Source organism: Methylobacterium gregans (assembly GCF_022179245.1).
Classification (GTDB): Bacteria; Pseudomonadota; Alphaproteobacteria; order Rhizobiales; family Beijerinckiaceae; genus Methylobacterium; species Methylobacterium gregans.
In genome coordinates this window covers 17447-41131 of the sequence record NZ_BPQM01000113.1, presented here as the reverse complement: position 1 = coordinate 41131, position 23685 = coordinate 17447, and the positions used below count along the sequence as shown (strand labels likewise).

The window sequence follows — 23685 nt, the reverse complement described above, 5'->3', positions numbered from 1 at the left end:
AAAATGCGCCGAGCCGTCGCGAAACGCGATGGCTCGCGGCGGCGTGGCACCGGCCTTGCCAGCGGGTTGCCAGCGCCAAACCCGGATCGTCCCGTGCTCTCGCCCCGCCACTTCCTGCGCCAGCTCGACCTTGGAACCCTCGAACTGTTCGTGCTGATCTGCGAGACCGGCAGCATCGCGCGCGCGGCCGAGCGCGGGCAGATCGCGCCCTCGGCCCTGAGCCGGCGCGTCGCCGAGCTGGAGGCGGCGGTCGGCGGCAGCCTGCTGGACCGGCACGCCCGCGGGGTGCGTCCGACCTTCCTCGGCGAGCAGTTGCGCCACCACGCCCTCAACATCCTGGTCGAGGTCGAGCAGTTGCGCAGCGAGCTCGGCGAGTTCGCCAACGGCGTGCGCGGCCGGGTGCGCCTGAGCGCCAGCGCCTCGGCGGTCGAGCAGTTCCTGCCCGCCGACATGGCGGCGTTCACCCGCGCGCACCCGGACATCCGCATCGACCTGCGCCAGCGCGGAAGCCAGGGCGTCGCCTCCGACGTCGCCAACCGCGCGGCCGATCTCGGCATCTGCAGCGCCTGCGAGCCGGTCGGGTCCCTTCAGGCGCTGCCCTACCGGACCGAGCGGCTGGTGCTGGTGATGCACCCGGACCATCCGCTGGCGGACCGGGACAGCCTCGCTTACGCGGACGCGCTCGACTACGAGCAGATCGGCATGCGCGGCAGCAGCACGGTGCAGGTGCATCTCGCCCGCGCCGCCCGGGAGGCGCGGCGCGGCCTGCGCCAGCGGGTCGAGGTCGACAGCCTCTCGGCGATGTGCCGGATGATCGAGTGCCGCATGGGGATCGGCGTGATGGCGCTGGGCGCCTTCCAGGCGCTGGGCGAGCGCCGCCTGCACGGCGCGATCCTGACGGATCCCTGGGCCGTGCGGACCCTCAACATCTACGCGATCGACTTCGAGCGCCTGTCCCAGCCGGCGGGCCGCCTCGTGAGCCTCCTGCTGGCCTCGCAGGCCCCGCTCCCGTGAGACGGAAGGGGCCGCGCCTGCAGCGAAAAGGATTTCGCGAACGGACCGAAGCGCGCAGCGGGATTGCGCGCTCCGGGCGATCCCGCGCCGAGAAAGAGAAATCCGCGCACCGAGCCCGGGCTAGTCTCTTCCGACGATCCAAGACCGCTCGGTCATGAGGCCCGGATGACGATAGCCGTTCAGCCGAACGCCCCCCGCGGCGCCGACCTCCTCGCCGCGCTGCCGCTCGCGGCGCGCGGGACCCCTGTCGCCTATCTGGATGCCACGCGCCGGACCCTGCGGGCGCTGATGGAACGCCCCGATCTCCTCGACGGCCTGACGCTGGAGCGGCGCCCCGGCGGCTACGCGCGCAACCTGCTGTTCGGCGGGGGCGGCATCAGCGTCTGGGCGATGGTCTGGAGCCCGGGCGCGCGGACCTCGGTGCACGACCACCACTGCTCCTGCTGCTTCGGCGTCTGGCGGGGCGCGATCCGGGAGGTCTGGTTCCGTCCGATCAGCGAGAGCGAGGCCGTCGCGACCGCGGACGCGACGCGCCCGCAGGGCTACGTCGCCTGCATGATGCCGACCGGGCCGAACCTGCACCAGATCGTCAATCCGGGCGCGGAGGAGGCGATCTCGATCCACGTCTACGGCTTCGACCACGCGGTCCACGCCTCGTCGGTGCACCGGGAGTACCGGGTGGTCGCCGCCTGAGGCGCGGCCGGACCCTCTCCGCCATGACGGCCTACGCCATGTAGATCGTCGGGACGGCGGTGGTGAACTTCATCTCCTCCATGGCGATCGAGGCCGAGAGGTTGGAGAATTCGAGCCGCGCGATCAGGCGCTGATAGACCGCGTCGTAGGTCGCGATGTCGGGGACGACGATGCGCAGGAGATAGTCGATCTCTCCGGTCAGCCGCCACGCCTCGACGATCTCCGGAACGCCCTCGACCACCCGCCGGAAGGCCTCGGACCACTCGGCCGCGTGGCGGGGCGCCTTGACCGCGACGAAGACCGTCGTCGGCACATTGGCCTTGCGGCGGTCGACCAGCGCCACGCGGCGCGTGATGATGCCGCTCGCCTCGAGCTTCTTGATGCGCCGCCAGCACGGGGCCGGGCTGAGGCCGACCCGCTCGGCGATCGTCGCGACCGGCAGCGTCGCGTCCTGCTGCAGCACGTCCAGGATCCTGCGGTCCACCGCGTCGATCACCGCGAAACTCCTTCTCTCCCCGCCGCGCACCGCCATCCGTCGGTCGTGCGGTCGGGCGGCTCGGCCCGGATCTTCGGTTCTGCCCCATGGACGGCACGGCTGCGCACAGAACAGGCAGGTCGTGCACGCCCAACAACCACCAAATGGAAGCTATATCTCGCAGAGATAGCGATCCGTGGAGGTAAATGCCTGACACCTCAAAGAGAAAGGCATAGATTTCTATTCCCTCATTCACTGCTGTAATCTACAAAAAGGCTGCTGAGCCGCCCACCACAATCGGTGAGCAAACCAAGTCCCGTGCCGCGGGGCGCTTTCCGAGACGGGGCATTCGAGCGGGCCGGCTCACCGCTCGACTCACGCAACGCCGCGTTCGGATCGGCAGCCCGGCGCGACCGCGACGAACCTGGCACGGCTCGTGCTGGTGAGCTGCTCACAGTGCTCGGTGAAACCCTCAGCGGAGGAGCGCGGTCTAATGGTCAGGAGCGACAGACCCTCGTCGGTCAGGCCGACCCTCGCCGATGTCCTGGCGGTCCCGGACGCGACGCTGAAGGGCAACCAGGCCTACGACATCCTGCGGCGCGAGATCGTCTCCTGCCGCCTCCTGCCCGGCACCCGCTTCACGGAGGCCGAGGTGATGGAGCGCTTCGAGATCGGGAAGGCGAGCTGCCGCATCGCCCTGCAGCGCCTGACCCAGGACGGCTTCGTGACCTCGATGCCGCGCCACGGCTACCGGATCACGCCGATCACCGTGAAGGATGTGGACGAGGTCTTCTCGCTGCGCGTGGAGCTCGAACCCCTGGCCGCCCGCGGCGCCGCGGGCCGCGTGAACCGCGCGCAGCTGGAGCGGCTGGAGCAGGCCTGCCGGCAGCGCATCACGGTCGATGTCGGCAACCAGATCGACTTCTTCCTCGAGGCCAACCGCAGCTTCCACATGGCGATCGCGGTCGCGGCCGGGAACCAGCGCCTCTGCCGGATGCTGTCGGGCCTGCTCGACGAGATGACGCGGCTCGTCGCCCTCGGCTTCGGCGTGCAGGGCGTGCGGCCGAACATCGAGAACGATCACACGGCGATGATCGAGCACCTGGTGGCGGGCGATGCCGAGAGCGCCGCAATGGTGGCGCGGCGCCACGTCGAGACCTTCCGGGCGATGACCATGGAGAAGGTCATCGCCAGCCTGCGCGACACCGCCGTGGTGCCCGCCGGGCTCGCGCGGACAGAGGGAGGCGCGCGGTGAACGCCGTCGAGCTCGAGCGGGTCAGCAAGTGGTTCGGCCGGCGCGACGGCCCGCCGCTGCACGTGCTGGACGCGGTCGACATCGCGATCCCGCAGCACGCCATCGTGGCGCTGCTGGGCGCCTCCGGCTGCGGCAAGAGCACCCTCCTCAATATGATCGCCGGCCTCGTCGAGCCGGACGACGGCGCGGTGCGCCTCAACGGCATCCCGGCCCACGCCTTCCGCGACTGGCGGGCGATGACCTACATGTTCCAGGAGGACCGGCTCCTGCCCTGGCGCACCGCCGCGCAGAACGTCGCCTTCGGGCTCGAGGCCGGCAGCATGGGCCGGGCGGAGCGCGCCCGGCGCGTCGAGGAGACCCTCGCCCTCGTCGGGCTCGCGTCCTTCCGGGATGCCTTCCCGCACGAATTGTCGGGCGGCATGCGCAGCCGCGTCGCGCTCGCCCGCAGCCTCGTCACCGAGCCGAAGATCCTGCTCCTCGACGAGCCCTTCTCGAAGCTCGATCCCGACATCCGCGCGCAGATGCACGCCGAGCTTCTGCGCATCGCGCGGCTGCGGGCGATGACGCTGGTCTTCGTCACGCACGACGTCGAGGAGGCGGTCGTCCTCGCCGACCACGTGGTCGTGCTGCACCCGCGGCCGGGCCGCATCGGCGAGGTCCGCGCGATCGCGCTGGCCTATCCGCGCGATCCCCTGTCCGAGGCGGTCTCCGAGGAGGTGCGCCGCCTGCGGATCAGCCTGTCCGCCGCGAGGGCCCGATGCTAGTGCGCACGCCCCCCGACCTGCTCCGGGCGCCGCCGCGCGCCGTCGCCTGGCGCGGCCCGGCCGCCGCAATCCTGCGCCGGTCGGCCCTCCTGGCCCTGGCGCTCATCGCCTGGCAGGTCGGCGCGCAGCACGCGCCGAGCTTCGTGCTGCCGAGCCCCGCCCGGGTCTGGTCCGCCTGGAGCAGCCTCGTCGTCCAGCCGAGCTTCTCCGCGGATCTCGGCATCACGCTCGGGCGCATCGGAGCGGGCTTCGCCCTCGCGACGCTCGTCGGCCTGCCGCTCGGGCTCCTGCTCGGCGCGAGCCGGGCGCTGGGCAGCTTCTTCGAGCCGGCGCTCACGGTGATCAACACCGTCTCCTCGACGATCTGGGCGATCTTCGCGCTGATCTGGTTCGGCCTGTCCAACTGGACGACGATCTTCGTCGTGTTCATGACGGCGATGCCCCTGATCCTGACCAACGTCTGGCAGGGGACCCGGACGGTGAGCGCCGAGCACCTGGAACTCGCCCGCACCTTCCGCATGCCGCGCCGGAAGGTGCTGACCAAGATCTACCTGCCGACGATCCTGCCGGCCTTCTTCTCCGGGGCGCGGCTCGCCTTCGGCTTCGGCGCCCGGGTCAGCCTCGTGGCCGAATCCCTCGGCGCGAGCAGCGGCATCGGCTACCGGCTCCGCCAGGCCGCGGATCTCGTGCAGACCGACCAAGTCTTCGCCTGGACGCTGACGCTCGTCGTCCTGATGCTCGGACTTGAATCCCTGGTCCTGAAGCCGCTCGAACGGCACCTCTTCGCCTGGAAGAAGCGTGTCGCGTGAAGATTTCGACCTGAACAGCGTCGTCCGCGTGCCCCCGCACCCGCCGAAGACCTTGGAACCTGGGAGACAGACTTGAGACGAACCCGCCCTGCCGCGGCCCTGCTCGCCGCGTTCCTCGCCGCGCTCGCCCTGCCCACCGCGGCCCGCGCCGAGATCGTGCGCGTCGGATACTGGAGTTCCGGCGTCAGCCTCGGCTTCGGCGCCGTGCTCGAGACGGGCAAGTACATGGAGAAGGAGGGGCTGACCGTCGAGTACGTGAAGTTCCCCGACGTCAACGCCCCCACCAAGGCGATGGCGGCCGGCGCGATCGACTTCGCGATCGGCGCGAGCGCGGGGACCGCCTTCAGCGTGATCGCCGACGGGCTCCCCCTCAGCATCGTGCTGGCCAGCCAGGTCGCCGATCTCGACTTCGTCGTTCTCGAGGATTCGCCGATCCGGACGATGGCCGATCTGCGGACCAAGAAGATCGGCACCTCGCCGGCCGGCAGCGCCACGGCCGTCATCACCGCGGCGATCCTGGAGACGAATTACGGCATCAAGGCCGGCGACTACCAGGGCGTGCCGGGCAACGACCCGCGCCTCGCGCAGTTCCTGGCGCAGAAGGACATCGACGCCGCGGCGCTCCGCACGGTCACCATCGCGCTGCTGCCCGACATGAAGCTGCGCAAGCTCGGCAGCTTCCGCGAGGAATGGCGCAAGATCACGAAGTCCGACGCCCCGCCCGTCCTCGGCGTCGGCCTGATGCGCAACGCCTGGATGAAGGAGAACCCGGACGGGCCCGCCAAGGTGGTCGCGGCCATGCGCAAGGCCTACGAATTCGGCCGGTCCGACAAGGACGCGGTCGCCCGGGCGCTGCGCGAGGCCGCCAACCTGAACGAGACCGATGCCCGGGCCTACGCGGCGCTCTGGGACAGCATCTACACCGTGCGGATGGAGCCGGCCGACGTCGCCTCCATCCGCCAGGCCTTCGAGGTCTACAAGAGCGTCGGCGCCGTGAAGGGCGAGTTGCCGGCCTCAGCCCTCGTCACGGCGCCCTACGAGGCGTCGAAGGCGGTCCGCTGACCGCCACCCGCTCGCATCCGCAAAATCCGAACAGACACGCAGAGAGGACGCACATCATGGCGCGTACGATGAAGGCGCTCGTGCTCGGGCAGCACGGCGATATCGACGACCTGAAGGTCGTCGGCGACCATCCCCGTCCCGAGGCCGGGCCCGGCGAGGTCGTCATCCGGGTCGGCGCCTCGTCGTTCAACTATCACGACGTGTTCACCGTGAAGGGCATGCCCGGCATCAAGGTGCCGATGCCGGTGGTGATCGGTCTCGACATGGCCGGGCAGATCGTCGAGCTCGGCGCGGACGTCACCGGATGGCGGGAAGGCGACCGGGTGCTCGTCAACCCGCTCAACAAGGCCAAGGGCCTGATGGGCGAGATGCTCGACGGCGGCATGGCCGAGTATTGCCGCGTCTCCGCCGACCAGCTCATCGCGATGCCGCCGGACGTGAGCTACGCGGACGCCGCCGCGCTGCCGGTCGCCTACGGCACCGCCCACCGGATGCTGATCACCCACAGGACGGTGAAGGCCGGCGACCGCGTGCTGATCCTGGGCGCCAGCGGCGGCGTCGGCACGGGCTGCGTGATGCTCGCCAAGCAGCTCGGCGCCGAGGTCATCGCCTGCGCCGGAAGTGCCGAGAAGGGGGAGCGCCTCAAGGAGCTCGGCGCCGACCACGTGGTGAACTACCGCGAGACCGACTTCTCGAAATGGGCGATCCAGCACTACGGCAAGCCGCAGCGCCGGACCTACGAGGGCGGCGTCGACGTGGTGATCAACTTCACCGGCGGCGACACCTGGGTCCCGTCCCTCAAATGTCTCAAGCGCGGCGGCACGCTGCTCGTCTGCGGCGCCACCGCCGGCCACGATCCGAAGGAGGACCTGCGCTACATCTGGAGCTTCGAGCTCAAGGTGATCGGCTCGAACAGCTTCTACCACGACGACCTGTCGGCCCTGATGGACATGATCCAGGCCGGCACGCTCAAGCCCACCATCGACAAGGTCCTGCCCCTCGAACAGGCGGCCGAGGGCCTGCGCCTGATCCGCGACCGCGAGGTCATGGGCAAGATCGTGGTCACCCCCTGAGGAGCGTCCGATGTCCGACACACCCCTGACCAAGGACCAGGTCGAGGCGCTGCTGCTCCGCGGCCCCTTCCACCAGTGGCTCGGCCTCACCGTCGTCTCGGTCGGCGAGGGCGCGATCGAGCTGAAGGCCACGTGGCGCCCCGAATGGGTCGTCAACGCCGAGCGCGGCTACACCCATGGCGGCATCCTGGCGACGCTCGTCGATCTCACGGCCGACTGGGCGCTCGTCTCGAAGACCGGGCGCGGCGTGCCGACCGTGGACCTGCGCGTCGACTATCACCGGGCCGCGATGCAGGGCGACCTGACCTGCCGCGGCACGGTGGTGAAGTTCGGCGGCCAGATCTCGGTCGCCGAGGCGCGGATCCTCGACGCCGAGGGCCGGCTGCTCGCGAGCGGGCGCGGCGTCTACATGACCGCGCCGGCCAAATGAGCGCGGGCGCCGCCCTCGACCACGTGGTGATCAACGTCCTGCACCGCATGGACGAGGCCGCCGCCACCTTCGCGGCGCTGGGCTTCCAGCTCACGCCGCGCGGGCACCACTCGCTGGGCTCCATCAACCACCTGATGATGACGCCGGGGGCCTATCTCGAGCTGGTCGGCCTGCCCGAGACCGGACCGCAGCGCCGGGACGTCGTCGACTCGCCGTTCGGCCTGAACGGCCTCGTCCTGCGGAGCCGGGATGCCGACGCCACCCACGCGCGCCTCGCGGCCGCCGGCCTCGCCGCGGGCCCGCCCGTTTCCTTCTCGCGGCCGGTCACGGTCGACGGGATCTCCGCCGAGGCCCGGTTCCGCACCGTGCGCCTGCCCGCCGCCCTGTTCCCCGCGGGCCGCCTCTACCATTGCGAGCACCTGACGCCGGATCTGGTCTGGCGGCCGGACTGGTTCGCCCATCCCAACGGGTTCCTCGGCATCGACGCCCTGACGGTCGAGAGCCCAGATCCGGCCGGCGAGGCCGGCCGCTACGCCGCCGCCTGCGGCGCCCCGGCCGAACATGTGGACGGGAAATGCTTGGACGGAACGTGGCGGATCCGCCTCGGCGACATGATGGTCGCGATCGTCCCGGGGGAGCGGGCGCGCTTCCGCGACGTCGGCCTCGTCTTCGCCGGGCTCGACCCGCTCGCGGCGCGGGCCGGCTCCCTGCCCGGCGCCGAGTGGACCCGGCTCGGCCCCGACAGGGGGGCGCTGGCGCTCCCCGCCCTCGATCTGCGTCTCCTGTGCAGGGCTCGATCATGACGGCCGTGACGAATCTCGGTGCCCTGGTCGATCGGAGCGGCGATCCCGAGCGCCCGGTGATCATCGGGGTCCGCTCCGGCGCCGAGCCCGACGTGATGAGCCGCGCCCGGCTCGACGCTCAGGCCGACGCCTTCGCCCGCGGGCTCCTGCGCGGCGGGATCCGGCGCGGCGACCGGATCGCGATCCTCTCGGCCAACCGGCCGGAGGCGCTGGCCGCGCTGCTGGGCGCCATGCGCGCCGGCGTGGTGCCGGTGCCGGTGAACCACAAGTTCCCGCCGGCCACGATCGCGCAGGTGCTGGGCGATTGCGGCGCGCGGCTCGTCCTCTGCGACGGCCCGCGCCGGGCGCTTCTCGACGGGCTGGCGCCGGATCTGCGCGTGGCCGACCTCGATGCCGACGGCGCCGAGGGCTTCGCGGCCTGGCTCGATCCCGGCCCGTTCGCGCCGGTCGAGCCCGCGCCGGACGAGGCGGCCCTGTTCCTCTACACCTCGGGCTCCACCGGCCGGCCGAAGGGCGTGCGGCTCTCGCACGCGAGCCATCTCTGGGTGGTGCGCACCCGGATGGCGGAGACAGACCTCAGCGCGGACCGGGTCCTGATCGCGGCGCCGCTCTACCACATGAACGCGCTGGCCCTGGCGCTCCTCGTCTGCGCGGCCGGCGCCACCATGGTCCTGCTGCCGCAGTTCGAGGCCCGGGCCTATATCGAGGCGATCAGCCGCCATCGCTGCACCTGGCTCACGGCCGTGCCCCCGATGATCGCCATGATGCTGCGCGAGCGGGAGGCGCTGCGGGCGGCCGATCTCGGAAGCGTGCGCGCGGTGCGGATGGGCTCGGCGCCGGTCAACGAGGCCCTCGCCCACCAGATCCGGGCCCTTCTGCCGAACGCGCGGATCCTCAACGCCTACGGCACCACCGAGGGCGGCCCGGTCGTGTTCGCCGGCCATCCGGCGGGCCTTCCGACACCGGTCAACGCGGTCGGCTATCCCCATCCCGCGGTGTCGGTGCGCCTCGTCGGTCCAGAGGCGCCCGAGGCAGGCGTCCTGCAGATGCGCAGTCCCGCGATCATGCTCGGCTATCACAACAGGCCGGAGCTGCGCACGCCCATCACGCCGGACGGCTACTACGACACCGGCGACGTCTTCCGCCGCGACGCGGACGGCTTCCACTACGTCCTCGGGCGCACCGACGACATGTTCGTGTCGGGGGGCGAGAACATCTTCCCCGGCGAGGTCGAGCTGGTGCTCGAGAGCCATCCCGACGTGCTCCAGGCCAGCGTGGTCCCGGTCGAGGACGCGATCAAGGGGACCAAGCCCGTCGCCTTCGTGGTGCGCCGGCCCGGCGGCACCGTCGACGAGGCGGGCGTCAAGGCGCACGCGCTCGCCCACGCACCCGCCTACCAGCACCCGCGCCGCGTCTGGTTCCTCGACGCGCTGCCGCTCGCATCGACCAACAAGATCGACCGCAACGCCCTCAGGGCGCGCGCCGAGGCGATGCTGGGCTCCGCCTGATCCATCCGCCGGGACGTTCGCGCCCCCGATGCCCGCCCCCGTCCGACCGAGTAGAAGCATGATGAAATCGCCGTCGCGCCCCAGGTTCTCCGCGCGCCTGATCCTCGCCCGCCTGATCCTCGCCCGCCTGATCCTGGCGGGCCTGCTGGGCACCCACATCGCCTGTGCGCAGGCGCAGGACCGGGTGAAGGTCGGCCTGGCGATTCCGCCCTCCGTCACCGAGGGAAGCGTCCAGGCGATCGCCGAGGAGCTGCGCCTGTTCGGCGACGAGAACCTGCAGGTCGAGTACGTCGTCCTGCCGGGCGCCGGCGCCCTGCTCCCGCAGCTGCTTCAGCGCAACATCACCCTCGCGCTGCCGCTGCCCGAGACCCTGCTGTCCGCCCACAAGACCGGTGAGCCGCCGCTCCCGGTGACCTACGTGTACAATGCCGGGCCCCGCAACACCCTCGAGATCGCGGTCAGGGCGGATTCCACCATCAAGAGCCTCGCCGACCTGCGCGGCGCGGCCATCGGGGTCGGGGCCCTGACCTGGGGGACGATCCCGCAGACCCGCGCGCTGCTGCGCTCGGTCGGCTTGGAGCCCGGCAAGGACGTGCAGATCGTGGCGGTCGGCGTCCTCGGCGCAGGGTTTCACGCGCTGCGGGAGAACCGCGTCCAGGCCCTCAACTTCAACAGCACATGGATCGACCTCCTCGAGGGGGAGGGCACGGCGGCCCGGCGCCTCGCGTTTCCGCCGACCTTCCGCCGGATGATCGTCAACGGGTTTCTCGCCCACCGGTCGACGCTGGAGAGCGATCCCGGGCTGATCGAGCGGTTCGGCCGCGCCTGGACCAAGGCGCTCGTCGTCTGCGACGCGAATCCGCGCGCCTGCATCGAGGCGTTCTGGCGCCGCAACCCGGGTGCCCGACCGCAGGGCGACACCGCCGGTCCGCTGGCCGCGAACGTTCGCCTGCTGCAGCGCTGGATCGAGCCACTGCTGCGCGACGAGACGGGGCAGGCCCGGGTTCCCGGCGCCTACGACCTCGACATCATCAAGGCCTACATCGCCGAGATGCGGGCCAACGGCGAGTTCGCCGCCGACGACATCCCGGTCGCGTCCTACTTCACGAACGCGCTGGTGCCGGCCTACGCGGCGTTCGATCGCGAGGCCCTGATCGCCCGCGCCCGGGCCCTGCCGTGAGCGTCGCGCCCGCGGTCGCGCCGGAGCCGCCGGTGCTCGCCCTGTCCGATGTCCGCTTCGCCTATCGGGGCTCGGAGCCCCCGATCCTCGACGCCCTCACGCTCGACGTGGCCGAGGGGGCCTTCGTGGCGATCCTCGGCCCCTCGGGCGGGGGCAAGTCGACCCTGCTGAAGCTGCTGGCCGGGCTCGAACGGCCGCAAGCCGGCACCATGACGCTCGCCGGGACGCCGATCCGCGGACCGCGGCGCGAGATCGGCATGGTCTTCCAGAAGCCGACGCTGCTGCCCTGGCGCACCGTGCGCGACAACGTCCTGCTTCCGGCGGCCTTCGCGTCGCGCGCGAGCGATGCCGAGCGCGCCCGCGCCGACCACCTGATCGAGACCGTGGGCCTGGCCCGGGCGGCGGCCCTCTACCCGGGCGCGCTGAGCGGCGGCATGGCGCAGCGCGTCGGTCTCGCCCGGATGCTGATGCACCGGCCGCAGCTCCTGCTCCTCGACGAGCCCTTCTCGGCCCTCGACGCGATGACCCGCGAGCGGCTCTCGCTGGAGTTGCAGCGGATCTGGATGGAGGAGCGCTCGACGGCGCTCTTCGTCACCCACTCGATCCCCGAGGCCCTGTTCCTCGCCGACCGGATCGTGGTGCTGGCGGGCCGGCCGGGCCGGATCCTGGCGGACATGGAGGTCCCGCTGGCCCGCCCCAGGACCCTGGACAGTCTCGGCGCTCCGGACTTCGCCCGGCTCGCGCGCCAGCTCAGGCGTCTCTTCGACGATTCCATCGCCGCGGGAGACCCGGTCCGATGAGGCGCCTGCTCGCCGTCCTGCCACCGGCCGCGACCTTCCTGGCGCTCTGGGCCGCGTGGAGCTACGCGACCGGCCCCGGCGGCCTGCCGTCCTACCTGCTGCCGCCCCCGGGCGCGGTGGCGCGCGCGCTCTGGAGCGGGCTCGCCGACGGCGCGTTCTGGCCGCATATCCGGTTCACCCTGACGGCGACGCTGAGCGGGTATCTGCTGGGATCGCTCGCCGCGGTGATCACCGGGATCCTGGTCGCCGAGAGCCGGCTCTTCGAGCGCTTCGTGTTCCCCTACATCGTGGCGGTCCAGGCCATGCCGAAGGTGGCGCTCGCGCCCCTGATCCTGGTCTGGTTCGGCTTCGGGCTCGCCTCGAAGGTCGTGCTCGTCGGCCTGATCTGCTTCTTCCCCCTGCTGGTGAACACGATCGGGGGCATCCGGCGGGCCGATCCCGACCTGATCGCGATGGCGCGGGCCTTCTCGCGGCCGGGCTGGTGGATCTTCCTGCACATCAAGCTGCCGGCGGCCGCGAGCGCGATCTTCGCAGGCCTCGAGATCGGCATCGTGCTCGCCCTGATCGGGGCGGTGGTCGGCGAGTTCGTCGCGTCGGAGCGCGGCGTCGGCTACCTGATCGGATCGGCCACCGTGAACATGAACGTCGCCGTGATGTTCGCGGGCGTCGTCGTCCTGGCGGCCTTCGGCGTGCTGGGCAGCAGCCTCATCCGCGCCCTGCAGCGGCGCGTCGTGTTCTGGGAAGGCGCGCGCAACGACCTGCCGCCCGCCGGGCGCACCTGAAACGGGAGACCTGCGATGCGGACCCTGCCGCAAGATTTGCCGCAAGATTTGCCGGACGACTTGCCGAAGGACTTGCCGGACGACCTGCCGGAGGACTTGGCCTTCGCGCCGGCCGTGACCCTGCTCGACCGTCTCGCCCGGCGGGCGGTGACGGCGCGGGCGCTCCTCGAACTGCACCTCGCGCGGATCGCCCGGTTCCCGCAGATCAACGCGGTGATCTTCACCGACCTCGACGCCGCCCGTGCCCGCGCGGACGCCGCCGATGCCGCCCTGGCACGCGGCGAGCGCTGGGGGCCCCTGCACGGCCTGCCGATGACCGTGAAGGAGACCAACAACGTCGCCGGATGGCCGACGACCTACGGCGACCCGGCTCTGGCGGCCCACGTTCCCGCCCGCAGCGCCGTGGTGGTCGATCGGCTGCTGGCGGCCGGCGCGATCATCTTCGGCAAGACGAACGTGCCGATCAACGCCCTCGACTGGCAGAGCTACAACGCCCTGCACGGCACGACGCGCAACCCGTGGGACCTCGCGCGGACGCCGGGCGGCTCGTCCGGCGGCGCGACGGCCGCGCTCGCGGCCGGTCTGGTGCCGCTGGAACTCGGGAGCGACGCCGGCGGCTCGATCCGCCTGCCCGCGCATTTCTGCGGGGTGTTCGGCCACAAGCCGACGCCGGGGATCGTGCCGAATCTCGGGAACGAGCGTCCCGGCAGCCGTCTCGACAACGACCTCGTGGTCAGCGGCCCGCTGGCACGATCCGTCGCCGATCTCGTGCTCGCCCTCGACGTGATCGCCGGACCGGCCGGGCCGGACGCGGCCGCGTGGCGGCTCCAGCTTCCGCCCCCGCGGGCGACGGGCCTGCGCGGCCTGCGCGTGGCCCTGATCTCCGACTCGCCCGTGGCCGAGGTCGATCACCGGTACCGCGACGCGATCCTCGACCTCGGCCGGCGGCTCCGGGCCGAAGGCGCGGCGGTCGTCGCGGAGGCGCTGCCGTTCGACGATCACGAGCGGCACCACGCGACCTATCTCCAGCTGCTGCGCGGCGCGGCGTCCGGACGGCTTCCGCAGGCCGCGTTCGACGACGCGGTGCGGCGCTCCGCCGTCGCGGACGCGGATGCAAGCCCCTACGTCTCCCGGACCTTCAGCGCCTACGCGCAGCGCCATCGGGACTGGATCGCGGCCTCCGAGATCCGTGCGGAGCTGAAGCGCGCCTGGAGCGCCTTCTTCACCCGGTTCGATGTCGTCATCGCGCCGGCGGGCGTCGGCCCGGCCTTCCCGATCGATGAACGGCGACCGCGTGAGGAGCGGACGCTGGCGGTGAACGGGCACCGGATCGACTACAACGATCAGCTCTTCTGGGCAGGCCTCGCGACGCTCGCCTCGCTTCCGGCGACCGCAGCGCCCATCGGGCGGATCGATGGCCTCCCGGTCGGCGTCCAGATCATCGGGCCTTATCTCGAAGATCGGACCACGCTGGCCATCGCGGCGGAGCTCGAGCGCCTGAACCCGTTCGTTCCCCCGCAGGACCTCACTTGAGCAGCGCGACAGACGATGCGGCCATAGAATCGAGATCGGTGGCTGTTCTTCATCGAAGCCGCGCGACGTTCTTCAGGCACGCGCGGATGGCGCCGTCCGCGACCGCCCGCTCGACGACGTCCCGGCCGGGGATTCACCGCGCGTGCGACGGATCGATGACGAGAAAATACTCGCAGGCCTCCGAACCGACATTCGTGAAGGCGTGCCCCGCATCGGCCTCGAAGTACAGGCTGTCGCCCACCTCCATGACGACCGCGCGCTCGCCGATCACGGCGCGCAGGCGGCCGCGCAGGACGAAGATGTACTCGGCGACGCCGCGCCTGTGCGCCGTGAACTCCCCGGTACTCGCCCCTTCGGGCAGGGTGTTGAGCACCCAGTCGATGCCGCGGCCGGGCAGGACCGGCGAGATGCAGCGGCGCAGGAAGCCCGATTCCGCGTCGCGCAGGATCGGCTGCCGGTTGGCCGGGATCAGCAGGACCTCGCGCTCGGTCGAGGGTGCCATCAGGCGCGAGAACGTCACGCCGAGCGCCTCGGCCAGACGGGACAGAACCACCGTCGAGGGGACGGCTTCGGCGCGCTCGATCTTGGAGATCATCGAGCGGCTGACGCCCGAGCGCGTCGCGAGGGCCTCTAGCGAGAGGCCCTGCTCCCTGCGGCGGCGGCGGATCTCCTCGGCGATGTGGACCTGAGGGGAAGCGTCCGCCGCGGCCTGGTCCCGGCCGATCATCCTCAGCGTCATACTCGGTCATCCGCATCCGCGACAGCGCCGTGCATCGGGAGGGCGCGGCAGCGATGGTTCCTCATCGCCTACCGCAGAGGCCGCGGGATTGCACCCCGATTGCACCCCGCACGGCGGAGCCACGCGCCGAGACCCGGTGCGGCCGAGCGGCCGGGCAGCTTGGCTGGCACGTCCCTTGCCTCCACCCCGATGGATTTACATCCATCTTGGTGGAGGATGTGCCGTGACGGACGCCGTGATGCCGCTGCAAGGCGGTTTGCCCCTGGACCGCGACGCGGTCTCCGATTCCGACCGGCGCCAGATCGTCTGGTCCAGCGTGATCGGCACCACCGTCGAGTGGTACGACTTCCTGATCTACGGCACGGCCAGCGCGCTGGTGTTCAGCAAGCTCTTCTTCCCGAGCTTCGATCCCCTGGTCGGCACGATCGCGGCGTTCGGCTCCTACGCGGTCGGCTTCCTGGCCAGGCCCCTGGGCGGCGTGATCTTCGGCCATTTCGGCGACAGGGTCGGCCGCAAGGCGATGCTGTCCCTGACGATCATCATCATGGGCCTCGGCACCTTCCTGATCGGCTGCCTGCCGACCTACGCCCAGATCGGCATCTGGGCCCCGATCCTGCTCGTGGCGCTGCGCCTCGTGCAGGGCATCGGCATCGGCGGCGAGTGGGGCGGCGCCGTCCTCATGGTGGTCGAGAGCGTCCCGCCCGGGCGGCGCGGCTTCTTCGGCAGCCTCGTCCAGCTCGGCTACCCGCTCGGCGTCGTCACCTCGATCGGCGCCTTCGCCCTGGCCGGCCTGCTGCCCGAAGCGGAGTTCCTGGCCTGGGGCTGGCGGCTGCCCTTCCTGGCGAGCGCGCTCCTCGTGGCGGTCGGCCTGTTCATCCGCCTGCGGCTGCACGAGACCCCGTCCTTCCGGCGGGTCAAGCAGCGGGCCGCCACCGCCAAGCTGCCGGTGATGGAGATCCTCACCGAGCATCCGCGCACCTTCCTGAAGGCGGTCGGCCTCAAGGTCTCCGAGATCGCCTATGTGAGCATCGTCACGGTGTTCTCGATCGCCTACGTCACCGGCCCGCTCGGCCTGCCGCGCAGCGTCATCCTGAACGGCATCCTGATCGCGGCCGTCATCGAGCTCTTCACCCTGCCGCTGTTCGGGTGGCTGTCGGACCGCTACGGCCGCCGCCCGCTCTTCGTCGCGGCCTGCCTGTTCTCGATCGCCTTCGCGTTCCCGCTGTTCACGCTCCTCGACACGCGCGATCCGACGATCATCACGCTCACGGTCGCGGTCGCGCTGAGCTTCGGCCAGGGCATCATGTTCGGCACCGGCGCGGCCTGGATGTCCGAGCTCTTCGAGGCGCGCCTGCGCTACAGCGGCGCCTCCCTCGGCTTCCAGGTCGGGGCGGCGCTCAGCGGCGGCTTCACCCCGCTGATCGCGGCGGCCCTGCTGACCTGGAGCGCGGGCGCGACCTGGCCGATCTCGGTCTACCTCATCGCGCTGGCCTGCGTGACCCTGCTCGCCACGCTCGCCGCGCCCGAGACGGCGCGCCGGGCCATCGATTGACGGCCGCACGGCAGCGATCTCGGCCGCGTCCCGGCGAGATGCGCCTTCCCCCAGAGTGGATGTTCATCCACTCTGGGGGACGGTTCTCGAATCGTCCTCCGAGCGTCCCCCAAAGAGAGCGTGCATGACCCGCCACACCATCCGCACCGACAAGGCCGCCGCCGCGGTCGGCCCCTACGCCCAGGCGATCCGGGTCGGCGACCTCGTCTTCGCCTCCGGCCAGCTGCCCATCGATCCGGCCACGGGCGCGTTCCCGGAGGGCATCGAGGCGCAGACGCGGCAGGTGCTCGCCAATCTCGCGGCGGTTCTCGAAGCGGGCGGGGCGAGCCTGGCCAGCGCCGCCAAGACGACCGTGTTCCTGAAGGACATGAACGATTTCGCCGCCATGAACGCGGTCTATGCCGAGCATTTCCCCGGGGAGGCGCCCGCCCGCTCGACGATCGAGGTCGCGCGGCTGCCGCGCGATGCCCGCGTCGAGATCGAGGCGGTCGCGCTCGTGACGGAGGCCGCATGACCGGCCCGTCCAATCCCCGCATGGTGGAGGCCTTCGCCCATCCGGCGGGCGCCGCCGCCGCGCAGGTGCCGGGCGGCGCGACCGGATGGTCGGGCACGCTCCTGCACATCCACATCGCGCCCGCGGCGAGCTACGAGATGGAGGCGCTCTCCGAAGGCCGGTGCGTCGCCGGCCGCGGCATCGAGGGCGACCGCTACTTCCTCGGCGCCGGCACCTACTCGCCCAAGCCCGACGTGCGGGAGGTGACGCTGATCGAGCAGGAGGCCCTCGACGCGCTCAACCGCAACGACCCGCCGCTCCAGGAGGGCGGGCTGCGCCTCCTGCCGGCGGACCACCGGCGCAACCTCACGGTGCGGGGCGTGCCGCTCAACCACCTCGTGGGCCGCCGCTTCCGCGTCGGCGAGGTCGTCCTGCGGGGCGGGCGGCTCAACTTCCCCTGCCGCTATCTCGAGGAACTCCTCGGGATGCCGGTCTACCTGCCGCTCTACAACCGATCGGGCCTGAACTGCGGCATCGAGCGGGGCGGCATCATCCGACCGGGCGACGCGATCGAGCTGGTGGACTGAGCCATGACCGCGCGCCTGATCATGAAGCTGCGGGTGGCCGAGGCCGTCCCGGTCACGCCGGACGTGCTCCATCTCCGCCTCGTGCATCCGTCGCGTCCCGAGCTTCCCGCCTGGACCGCCGGCGCCCATGTCGACCTGCGCCTGCCGGACGGGCGCGTGCGGCAGTACTCGCTGTGCGGCGACCCGGCCGACCGCGGGTGCTACGAGCTCGCGATCAAGCGCGAGACGGACGGCCGCGGCGGCTCGGCCTGGGTCCACGGGAACCTCCGCCCGGACGCGACGGCGCATGTCTCGGCCCCGCGCAACACCTTCCCGATCGTGCCGGAGGCGCGCCGGCACATCCTCGTGGCCGGCGGCATCGGCGTGACGCCGCTCCTCGCGATGGCGCGCCAGCTCGCCGCGTCGGGGGCCGATTTCGCGCTGCATCTCTGCGCGCGCTCCGCCGCGGAGGCGCCGCTCCTGCAGGCCGCGCGCGCGGCCTGCGGCCGGCGCCTGACCTGCTGGTTCTCGGCCGAGGGCCGGCGCTTCGACCCGGCCGTGATCGGGGAGGGCGCGGACGGCACCGAGATCTACGTCTGCGGACCGCAGCGCCTGATGGACGCGGTGCGGTCCGCGCTGACGGCGCGGGGCTGGCCGGAGGCGCAGATCCACAGCGAGCACTTCGCCCCGATCAACGACGAGACGTTCAAGCCGGAGCCTTTCGAGGCCCGGATCGCCTCGACCGGGCAGGTGCTCCACGTCCCGGCCGAGCGCTCGTTGCTCGACGTGCTGCGGGGGGCCGGGTTCGCCATGCCCTCGTCCTGCGAGCTCGGGGTGTGCGGCTCCTGCGAGTGCGGGTACCGGGACGGCCTCGTCATCCACCGCGACGTGGTTCTCCCGCCGGCCAAGCGTCAGGACCGGCTGATGCCCTGCGTCTCGCGCGCCCGGGTAGCCGTGACGCTCGATCTCTGACGGAGATCCTGTTCGACGCTCCTCAGCGTCCTGCCCACCGCAGAACAGGCCGTTGCCGGCCTTCGCACCGGCCGCGGGCGCGGCCGGCGCCCCGCAGGGCGCCGCGTCCTCGGCACCAGCACCGGGGATCGGGCCGCCGCGTCGCCAGGAGTTCCCGTGCCGTCTCGGCGGCTTCTTGGCGGCTGTATGCCGATCGTGCCGAAAAAGCCTCGCGCCGCTTTCCGGAGGGGCGTCGCCCCCACCGCGAGAGCAAGCATCCGTCTCTGCATCGCTGGAATTCCGCGGCAACTGCCGTCCCTCGCAGGAAGTCTTTCGGGAGCTCTCGCGAGAGATCGAGAACAGATCCATTCCTGCTGAACGCCGCGGACAGGCCCGATCCTCCGAACCCGGAATTCACGGACGGGCCCGTCACGCGATTGCTGCATCGCACAACATTTGTGCATCTGCACATATTTGTCGTGTTGCAGAGATTGGATTTGCCCTGCCGTTCCGCCGGCTCTATCGATGCGTATAGATAGGATCGTTCAACCGACCCCGAGGATGGTGCCATGCTCGACCGCCGCTCCTTTCTGACCACGTCGTCCCTCGCCCTCGCATCCCTCGCGTCCCCGGCCCTTCTGCGAGGCGCGCGCGCCGCGGATGCAGACCTCGTCGTCGGGGCACCGCTGCCGATGTCGGGTGCCTTCGCGGCGAACGGGAAGTTCGCCGCGCTCGGCGCGGCCTTCGCCGCCGAGGAGGCCGGCACGGTGCTCGGACGCAAGGTGGTGGCGCGCGACCTCGACACCGAGGGCAAGCCCGCGACAGCGGCCCGGCGGGTCCAGGAGGCGATGTCCGAGGGCACCCGGCTGTTCGCCGGCGGGATCCTCTCCTCCGAGGCGCTCGTGATGGGCAAGGAGGTGACGAACGGCGGCGGCGTGTTCTTCACCACGGCCGGCGCCGACGAGATCACCGGCAAGGAGTGCAACCGCGGCACCTTCCGCTGGAGCGTGCCCACCCACGGGGCGATCGCCCAGACCGTGCGCCCGCTGATCGAGCAGATGCCGAAGGCCAAGCGCTGGTACACGATCACGCCGCAATACGTCTTCGGCGAGGGGCTGCTCGGTGCCGCGAAGGCGGTCTTCCAGGAGAAGGGCGTCGAGCATGTGGGCAACAGCTACCACTCGCTCGCCGAGAAGGAGTTCAGCGGCTACCTGACGAACGCCATCGCGGCCAAGCCCGACGTGCTGCTGATCCTGAGCTTCGGCGCACAATCCTCCGACACCCTGCGCCAGGCGGTGAGCTTCGGCCTCAAGAAGCGCATGACCGTCGTGCTGGCCTGGGCCTCGGGCCTGGAGCAGTTCGAGGCCCTGGGCCCCGACCTGTGCGAGGGCGTCTATTTCGGGGCGCAGTACTGGCACGGCGTGGACACGCCGCTGAACAAGGCGCTGGTCGCGAAGGTGCGCGAGACGCGCAAGTTCAGCCCGAACTACTCCTTCGCGGGCTCCTACCTGCTCACGAAGCTGCTGCTCGACGGCGCCGCCAAGGCCGGCTCCACGGACGGGCCCGCCGTGGCCAAGGCGCTGGAGGGCCTGACCTATGCGGGGCTCACCGGCGAGGAGGAGATCCGCGCCGCCGACCATCAGGTCATCAAGAACTACTACCTGCTCAAGGGGAAGCCCAAGGCGCAGATGGCTGACAAGGACGATTTCGTCGACATCGTCAGCTCCGGCAAGTCGTTTCTCTCGCCCGAGGCCGCCGGCTGCAAGATGGCCTGAGGCGCGCGACGGATCGGCCCGGCGGCGCGGAGGCTCGCGTGACCTACCTGTTCCAGATCCTCAACGGCATCGGCCTGGGGATGCTCTACTTCCTGCTCGCCGTGGGACTGAGCATCATCTTCGGGCTGCTGCAGTTCGTGAACTTCGCCCACGGCGCCTTCTACATGCTGGGGGCCTACCTCGCCTACACGATGGTCGAGCGGGGGTTGAGCTTCTGGCTCGCCCTGCCGCTGGCCTTCCTCGCCGTCGGCGCGCTCGCCGCCCTCACCGAGGCGGTGCTGCTGCGCCGGATCTACGCCCAGGCGCACACCTTCCACATCCTCGCCACCGTCGGACTGGCGCTCGCGGTGCAGGAGATCGTGATCATCGTCTGGGGCCCGATCGGCGCGAACCTCGCCCCGCCCGACAGCCTCTCGGGCGTCGTCATCCTGGGCGATTTCATCTACCCGGAATACCGCCTCTTCGTGATCGCGCTGACCGCGCTGCTGGCCGGCGGGCTGTGGTGGCTCCTGGAGGGCACGCGGCTCGGCGCCATCGTGCGCGCCGGCTCGGAAGCGCCCGAGACCATGGCGCTCCTCGGCTACGACACACGGCGCATCAACACCGCCGTGTTCGGGCTCGGTGCCGGGCTCGCGGGCCTTGCCGGAGCGCTCGCCGCGCCGATCCGCGGGGTCGACCCGTTCATGAGCGTCGAGGCGCTCAGCGTCGCCTTCGTGGTCGTGGTGGTCGGCGGCATGGGCAGCTACGCGGGCGCGCTCGCCGCCGGCCTCGCGGTCGGCATCGCCCAGAGCCTGATGGCGACGCTCTGGCCCGAAGGGGCCCGGCTGATGATCTATCTCGGCATGGCGGCGGTCATCGTGACGATGCCGCGCGGGCTGTTCGGACGCGCCTGAGGAGCTTCAGCGATGATCCGTCTCCTCGAACGCCCCATCGTCCATTTCGCACTCGCCGCAGCGACCGCGCTGGTCCTGCCGCTCGTCCTGCGCTCGGGCACGCTCGCGAGCGAGATCCTGATCTACGGCCTGGCCGCCGCCGCCTGCAACCTGCTGCTCGGCTATACGGGCCTGCTCTCCTTCGGCCAGGGCATCTTCTTCGGCCTGGGAAGCTACGCGGCCGGCCTGCTCCTGCTGCGCGCCGGCTGGCCCGTCCTCGCGATGCTGCCCGCGGTGGCGCTCGTCGGGGCGGCGACGGCTGCGGCGGTGGGCTGGCTCTCGATCCGCCGGCAGGGCGTCTACTTCGTGATGCTGACGCTCGCCTTCTCGCAACTGTTCTACTTCCTGGCCTACACGCTCAGCGACCTGACCGGGGGCGACAACGGCCTCCTCAACGTGCCGCGCCCGGCGCTCGGCGGCCAGCCGCTCTCGAATCCCTGGACCTACTACGCCTTCGTCGCCGTGCTCTTCCTCGGGCTCTTCGCCGCCCTCCAGCGGGTGGCGCTCTCGACCTTCGGCCGCACCCTGCTGGCGATCCGCGACAACGAGGCGCGGGCCAGCGCCATCGGCTTCCCGGTCCGCACCTTCAAGGTCGCGGCCTTCGCAATTTCCGGGGCGGTGACGGCGCTCGCGGGCGCGCTGCACGCCATGCTGATCGGCGTCGCCCCCCTGTCGAACATCGAGTACCACACCAGCGAGACGCTGCTGATCATGACGATCATCGGGGGGGCCGGAAACCTGTTCGCCTCGGTGCTGGGCGCCGCCTTCTACCTCGTGGCCGGCGACCTGCTCTCGGCGATCTGGCCGCGCTGGCTGCTGCTGCTCGGCGCCCTCCTCGTCGCCATCGCCCTGTTCATGCAGCGCGGCCTCTGGGGCCTGATCGAGCGGGCCGCCGCGCTCGTGGCGCGCGAGCCGGACCCGAACGCCGCCTCCGCGGACGCCACGCTTCCGGAGGAGAGCCGCCCGTGACCGCCGCCTCCCAGGCCGCCTCCCAAGCCGCCTCCCAAGCCGTCGAGCCCGCCCTCGCCGCCGACGGACTCGGCGTGCGCTACGGCAGCTTCGTCGCGCTGAAGGACGTCTCCCTGCGGGTGCGCCCGAACAGCGTCCACGCGATCATCGGGCCGAACGGGGCGGGCAAGACCACCCTGTTCCACGCCCTCACCGGCCGGGTCCGCGCGGCGAGCGGGCGCATCACGCTCGGCGGCCGCGACATCACCCGCACCCCCGACGACGACCGGGTGCGCCTCGGCCTCGCCCGCTCCTTCCAGGTCACGAGTCTGTTCGCCACCTTGAGCGTGCGCGAGAACCTGCGGCTCGCCGCCCAGGGACGTACCCCCTGGGGGGCGCTCGCGCCGTGGCGCCGGGTGCCGGAGCGGGACGCCACCCTCGACACCGCGGACGCGCTCCTCGAGCGCCTCGATCTCGCGGGCGTCGCGGGCCGGCCGGCAGGCGAGCTCTCGCACGGCCAGCAGCGCCGCCTCGAGGTCGGCATGGCGATGGCGGCCCGGCCCCGGGTGATCCTGCTCGACGAGCCGACCTCCGGCATGGGCACCGACGATCTCGGGGCGATGACCGACCTGATCCGCGATCTCGGCCGCGACCACACCGTGCTGTTCATCGAGCACAACATGGGCATCGTGATGAACATCAGCGACACCGTCACGGTGATGCGCGCCGGCCAGGTTCTGGTCGAGGGGCGGCCGGCCGAGGTGCGCGACGACCCGGAGGTGCGCCGAGCCTATCTCGGCAACATGATCACGGGGGACCTGCGATGAGCGCGGGCGCGGCGCTGCGTCTCGACGACGTCCACGGCTACTACGGCAAGAGCCACATCCTCCAGGGGGTCAGCCTCGAGGTGCAGCCGGGCGAGATCGTCTGCCTGCTCGGCCGCAACGGCGCGGGCAAGACCTCGACCCTGCGCAGCGCCAGCGGCCTGCTGCCGCCGCGGCGCGGCCGGGTGACTTTCGGGGGCGCCGAGATCACCGGCTGGGCGCCCCACCGCATCGCCCGGGCCGGCCTCAGCCTCGTGCCCGAGAACCGCGGCATCTTCGGCCTGCTGACCGTCGAGGAGAACCTCCGCATCGCGGTGCGGAAAGGCTCGCCCTGGTCGCTCGCCGACATCTACCGGATCTTCCCGCGCCTCGAGGAGCGGCGGCGCAACGGCGGCGCCCAGCTCTCGGGCGGCGAGCAGCAGATGCTCTCGATCGGCCGGGCCCTCCTCAACGGCCCGAAGCTCCTGATGCTCGACGAGCCGGTCGAGGGCCTCGCCCCGGTCATCGTCGAGGAGATCGTGGCCCAGATCCGCCTGATCCGGGACGCGGGCGTGCCGATCCTGCTGGTCGAGCAGAACCTCGCGGTCTGCACCAGCCTCGCCGACCGGCACTACATCCTCGAACTCGGCCGGATCGCCTACCACGCCAACGGGCCGGACTTCGTGCGGGACGAGGCGGCGCGCGACCGCTTCCTCGGCGTGAAGGCTCACTGAACTCCCTGCTC

General features: G+C 71.5%; 25 protein-coding genes. 23 read left to right on the top strand and 2 right to left on the bottom strand.

The features are described 5' to 3' along the window. The first annotated feature begins 93 nt into the window (after positions 1 to 93). Together MFF54_RS20530 and MFF54_RS20525 are read left to right on the top strand one after the other, a co-directional pair. Positions 94 to 1014 (top strand): LysR substrate-binding domain-containing protein, encoded by a 921-nt coding sequence (locus MFF54_RS20530; protein ID WP_238305405.1) that lies wholly within the window; start codon positions 94 to 96, stop codon positions 1012 to 1014. Positions 1015 to 1179: 165 nt separating this feature from the next. Continuing rightward, a complete protein-coding gene (locus MFF54_RS20525; protein WP_238305398.1) occupies positions 1180 to 1707 on the top strand; it encodes a cysteine dioxygenase in 528 nt (175 codons plus the stop codon). A 31-nt stretch (positions 1708 to 1738) separates the two neighbouring features. On the opposite strand, the gene MFF54_RS20520 is transcribed toward MFF54_RS20525, so the two are convergent. Beyond that, complete coding sequence (locus MFF54_RS20520; RefSeq protein WP_238305574.1) at positions 1739 to 2200, bottom strand: Lrp/AsnC family transcriptional regulator; 462 nt, start codon at positions 2198 to 2200, stop codon at positions 1739 to 1741. A 475-nt stretch (positions 2201 to 2675) separates the two neighbouring features. Here MFF54_RS20520 and MFF54_RS20515 point away from each other — a divergent pair, with 475 nt between their 5' ends. From MFF54_RS20515 to MFF54_RS20460, 12 genes are all read left to right on the top strand, one after another. After that, entirely contained in the window at positions 2676 to 3437 is a 762-nt protein-coding gene (locus MFF54_RS20515; protein ID WP_238305396.1) for a GntR family transcriptional regulator, read from the top strand. Further along, on the top strand, positions 3434 to 4201 hold the full coding sequence (locus MFF54_RS20510; RefSeq protein WP_238305394.1) for an ABC transporter ATP-binding protein: 768 nt from the start codon (positions 3434 to 3436) through the stop codon (positions 4199 to 4201). The genes MFF54_RS20515 and MFF54_RS20510 overlap by 4 nt, the downstream gene beginning before the upstream one ends. Beyond that, positions 4195 to 5010, top strand: a complete 816-nt coding sequence (locus MFF54_RS20505; RefSeq protein WP_238305392.1) for an ABC transporter permease — start codon at positions 4195 to 4197, stop codon at positions 5008 to 5010. Before MFF54_RS20510 ends, MFF54_RS20505 begins: the two co-directional genes overlap by 7 nt. Before the next feature lie 72 nt (positions 5011 to 5082). Next, positions 5083 to 6072 carry an ABC transporter substrate-binding protein gene (locus MFF54_RS20500; protein ID WP_238305384.1) on the top strand — a complete coding sequence of 330 codons (990 nt, stop codon included), beginning with the start codon at positions 5083 to 5085 and terminating at the stop codon, positions 6070 to 6072. A gap of 68 nt (positions 6073 to 6140) precedes the next feature. Further along, positions 6141 to 7145 (top strand): quinone oxidoreductase family protein, encoded by a 1005-nt coding sequence (locus tag MFF54_RS20495; protein WP_488803258.1) that lies wholly within the window; start codon positions 6141 to 6143, stop codon positions 7143 to 7145. Between the two features lie 10 nt (positions 7146 to 7155). Continuing rightward, a complete protein-coding gene (locus MFF54_RS20490) occupies positions 7156 to 7575 on the top strand; it encodes a PaaI family thioesterase (protein WP_238305367.1) in 420 nt (139 codons plus the stop codon). Further along, positions 7572 to 8378, top strand: a complete 807-nt coding sequence (locus tag MFF54_RS20485) for a VOC family protein (protein ID WP_238305365.1) — start codon at positions 7572 to 7574, stop codon at positions 8376 to 8378. Before MFF54_RS20490 ends, MFF54_RS20485 begins: the two co-directional genes overlap by 4 nt. After that, complete coding sequence (locus tag MFF54_RS20480) at positions 8375 to 9886, top strand: class I adenylate-forming enzyme family protein (protein ID WP_238305363.1); 1512 nt, start codon at positions 8375 to 8377, stop codon at positions 9884 to 9886. Before MFF54_RS20485 ends, MFF54_RS20480 begins: the two co-directional genes overlap by 4 nt. Before the next feature lie 58 nt (positions 9887 to 9944). Continuing rightward, on the top strand, positions 9945 to 11066 hold the full coding sequence (locus MFF54_RS20475) for an ABC transporter substrate-binding protein (RefSeq protein WP_238305361.1): 1122 nt from the start codon (positions 9945 to 9947) through the stop codon (positions 11064 to 11066). Beyond that, positions 11063 to 11866 carry an ABC transporter ATP-binding protein gene (locus tag MFF54_RS20470; RefSeq protein WP_238305353.1) on the top strand — a complete coding sequence of 268 codons (804 nt, stop codon included), beginning with the start codon at positions 11063 to 11065 and terminating at the stop codon, positions 11864 to 11866. Before MFF54_RS20475 ends, MFF54_RS20470 begins: the two co-directional genes overlap by 4 nt. Continuing rightward, positions 11863 to 12648: an ABC transporter permease gene (locus MFF54_RS20465; protein ID WP_238305351.1), complete on the top strand. Its 786-nt coding sequence runs from the start codon at positions 11863 to 11865 to the stop codon at positions 12646 to 12648. Before MFF54_RS20470 ends, MFF54_RS20465 begins: the two co-directional genes overlap by 4 nt. Positions 12649 to 12708: 60 nt before the next feature. After that, positions 12709 to 14181: an amidase gene (locus tag MFF54_RS20460; protein ID WP_238305349.1), complete on the top strand. Its 1473-nt coding sequence runs from the start codon at positions 12709 to 12711 to the stop codon at positions 14179 to 14181. A gap of 133 nt (positions 14182 to 14314) precedes the next feature. Here the strand turns inward: MFF54_RS20460 and MFF54_RS20455 are convergent, their stop codons facing one another. Continuing rightward, the gene (locus MFF54_RS20455) at positions 14315 to 14920 is read right to left on the bottom strand and encodes a helix-turn-helix domain-containing protein (protein WP_238305347.1); all 606 of its coding nucleotides are present in this window, start codon (positions 14918 to 14920) and stop codon (positions 14315 to 14317) included. Between the two features lie 238 nt (positions 14921 to 15158). On the opposite strand from MFF54_RS20455, the gene MFF54_RS20450 reads away from it, so the two are divergent. The 9 genes from MFF54_RS20450 (at position 15159) to MFF54_RS20410 (ending at position 23674) form a co-directional block, all read left to right on the top strand. After that, positions 15159 to 16472: an MFS transporter gene (locus MFF54_RS20450; protein ID WP_238305571.1), complete on the top strand. Its 1314-nt coding sequence runs from the start codon at positions 15159 to 15161 to the stop codon at positions 16470 to 16472. A 124-nt stretch (positions 16473 to 16596) separates the two neighbouring features. After that, positions 16597 to 16986 (top strand): Rid family detoxifying hydrolase, encoded by a 390-nt coding sequence (locus MFF54_RS20445; RefSeq protein WP_238305345.1) that lies wholly within the window; start codon positions 16597 to 16599, stop codon positions 16984 to 16986. After that, positions 16983 to 17552 carry an MOSC domain-containing protein gene (locus MFF54_RS20440; protein ID WP_238305337.1) on the top strand — a complete coding sequence of 190 codons (570 nt, stop codon included), beginning with the start codon at positions 16983 to 16985 and terminating at the stop codon, positions 17550 to 17552. Before MFF54_RS20445 ends, MFF54_RS20440 begins: the two co-directional genes overlap by 4 nt. A gap of 3 nt (positions 17553 to 17555) precedes the next feature. Then, a complete protein-coding gene (locus MFF54_RS20435; RefSeq protein WP_238305328.1) occupies positions 17556 to 18503 on the top strand; it encodes a PDR/VanB family oxidoreductase in 948 nt (315 codons plus the stop codon). Between the two features lie 548 nt (positions 18504 to 19051). Next, on the top strand, positions 19052 to 20257 hold the full coding sequence (locus MFF54_RS20430) for an ABC transporter substrate-binding protein (RefSeq protein WP_238305320.1): 1206 nt from the start codon (positions 19052 to 19054) through the stop codon (positions 20255 to 20257). Between the two features lie 38 nt (positions 20258 to 20295). Continuing rightward, complete coding sequence (locus MFF54_RS20425) at positions 20296 to 21150, top strand: branched-chain amino acid ABC transporter permease (protein WP_238305312.1); 855 nt, start codon at positions 20296 to 20298, stop codon at positions 21148 to 21150. 12 nt (positions 21151 to 21162) lie between these two features. Beyond that, entirely contained in the window at positions 21163 to 22158 is a 996-nt protein-coding gene (locus MFF54_RS20420) for a branched-chain amino acid ABC transporter permease (protein ID WP_238305294.1), read from the top strand. After that, positions 22155 to 22964, top strand: a complete 810-nt coding sequence (locus tag MFF54_RS20415) for an ABC transporter ATP-binding protein (protein WP_238305286.1) — start codon at positions 22155 to 22157, stop codon at positions 22962 to 22964. Before MFF54_RS20420 ends, MFF54_RS20415 begins: the two co-directional genes overlap by 4 nt. Continuing rightward, entirely contained in the window at positions 22961 to 23674 is a 714-nt protein-coding gene (locus MFF54_RS20410; RefSeq protein WP_238305284.1) for an ABC transporter ATP-binding protein, read from the top strand. Before MFF54_RS20415 ends, MFF54_RS20410 begins: the two co-directional genes overlap by 4 nt. Positions 23675 to 23685: the final 11 nt, after the last annotated feature.

Bases quoted from the DNA above. Each gene is read 5' to 3' on its own strand.
- MFF54_RS20450 (WP_238305571.1), top strand. From the start codon at position 15,159: ATGCCGCTGCAAGGCGGTTTGCCCCTGGACCGCGACGCGGTCTCCGAT.
- MFF54_RS20505 (WP_238305392.1), top strand. From the start codon at position 4,195: ATGCTAGTGCGCACGCCCCCCGACCTGCTCCGGGCGCCGCCGCGCGCC.
- MFF54_RS20485 (WP_238305365.1), top strand. From the start codon at position 7,572: ATGAGCGCGGGCGCCGCCCTCGACCACGTGGTGATCAACGTCCTGCAC.
- MFF54_RS20465 (WP_238305351.1), top strand. From the start codon at position 11,863: ATGAGGCGCCTGCTCGCCGTCCTGCCACCGGCCGCGACCTTCCTGGCG.
- MFF54_RS20480 (WP_238305363.1), top strand. From the start codon at position 8,375: ATGACGGCCGTGACGAATCTCGGTGCCCTGGTCGATCGGAGCGGCGAT.
- MFF54_RS20475 (WP_238305361.1), top strand. From the start codon at position 9,945: ATGATGAAATCGCCGTCGCGCCCCAGGTTCTCCGCGCGCCTGATCCTC.
- MFF54_RS20435 (WP_238305328.1), top strand. From the start codon at position 17,556: ATGACCGCGCGCCTGATCATGAAGCTGCGGGTGGCCGAGGCCGTCCCG.
- MFF54_RS20440 (WP_238305337.1), top strand. From the start codon at position 16,983: ATGACCGGCCCGTCCAATCCCCGCATGGTGGAGGCCTTCGCCCATCCG.
- MFF54_RS20525 (WP_238305398.1), top strand. From the start codon at position 1,180: ATGACGATAGCCGTTCAGCCGAACGCCCCCCGCGGCGCCGACCTCCTC.
- MFF54_RS20515 (WP_238305396.1), top strand. From the start codon at position 2,676: ATGGTCAGGAGCGACAGACCCTCGTCGGTCAGGCCGACCCTCGCCGAT.
- MFF54_RS20430 (WP_238305320.1), top strand. From the start codon at position 19,052: ATGCTCGACCGCCGCTCCTTTCTGACCACGTCGTCCCTCGCCCTCGCA.
- MFF54_RS20455 (WP_238305347.1), bottom strand. From the start codon at position 14,920: ATGACGCTGAGGATGATCGGCCGGGACCAGGCCGCGGCGGACGCTTCC.
- MFF54_RS20490 (WP_238305367.1), top strand. From the start codon at position 7,156: ATGTCCGACACACCCCTGACCAAGGACCAGGTCGAGGCGCTGCTGCTC.
- MFF54_RS20420 (WP_238305294.1), top strand. From the start codon at position 21,163: ATGATCCGTCTCCTCGAACGCCCCATCGTCCATTTCGCACTCGCCGCA.
- MFF54_RS20445 (WP_238305345.1), top strand. From the start codon at position 16,597: ATGACCCGCCACACCATCCGCACCGACAAGGCCGCCGCCGCGGTCGGC.
- MFF54_RS20410 (WP_238305284.1), top strand. From the start codon at position 22,961: ATGAGCGCGGGCGCGGCGCTGCGTCTCGACGACGTCCACGGCTACTAC.
- MFF54_RS20495 (WP_488803258.1), top strand. From the start codon at position 6,141: ATGAAGGCGCTCGTGCTCGGGCAGCACGGCGATATCGACGACCTGAAG.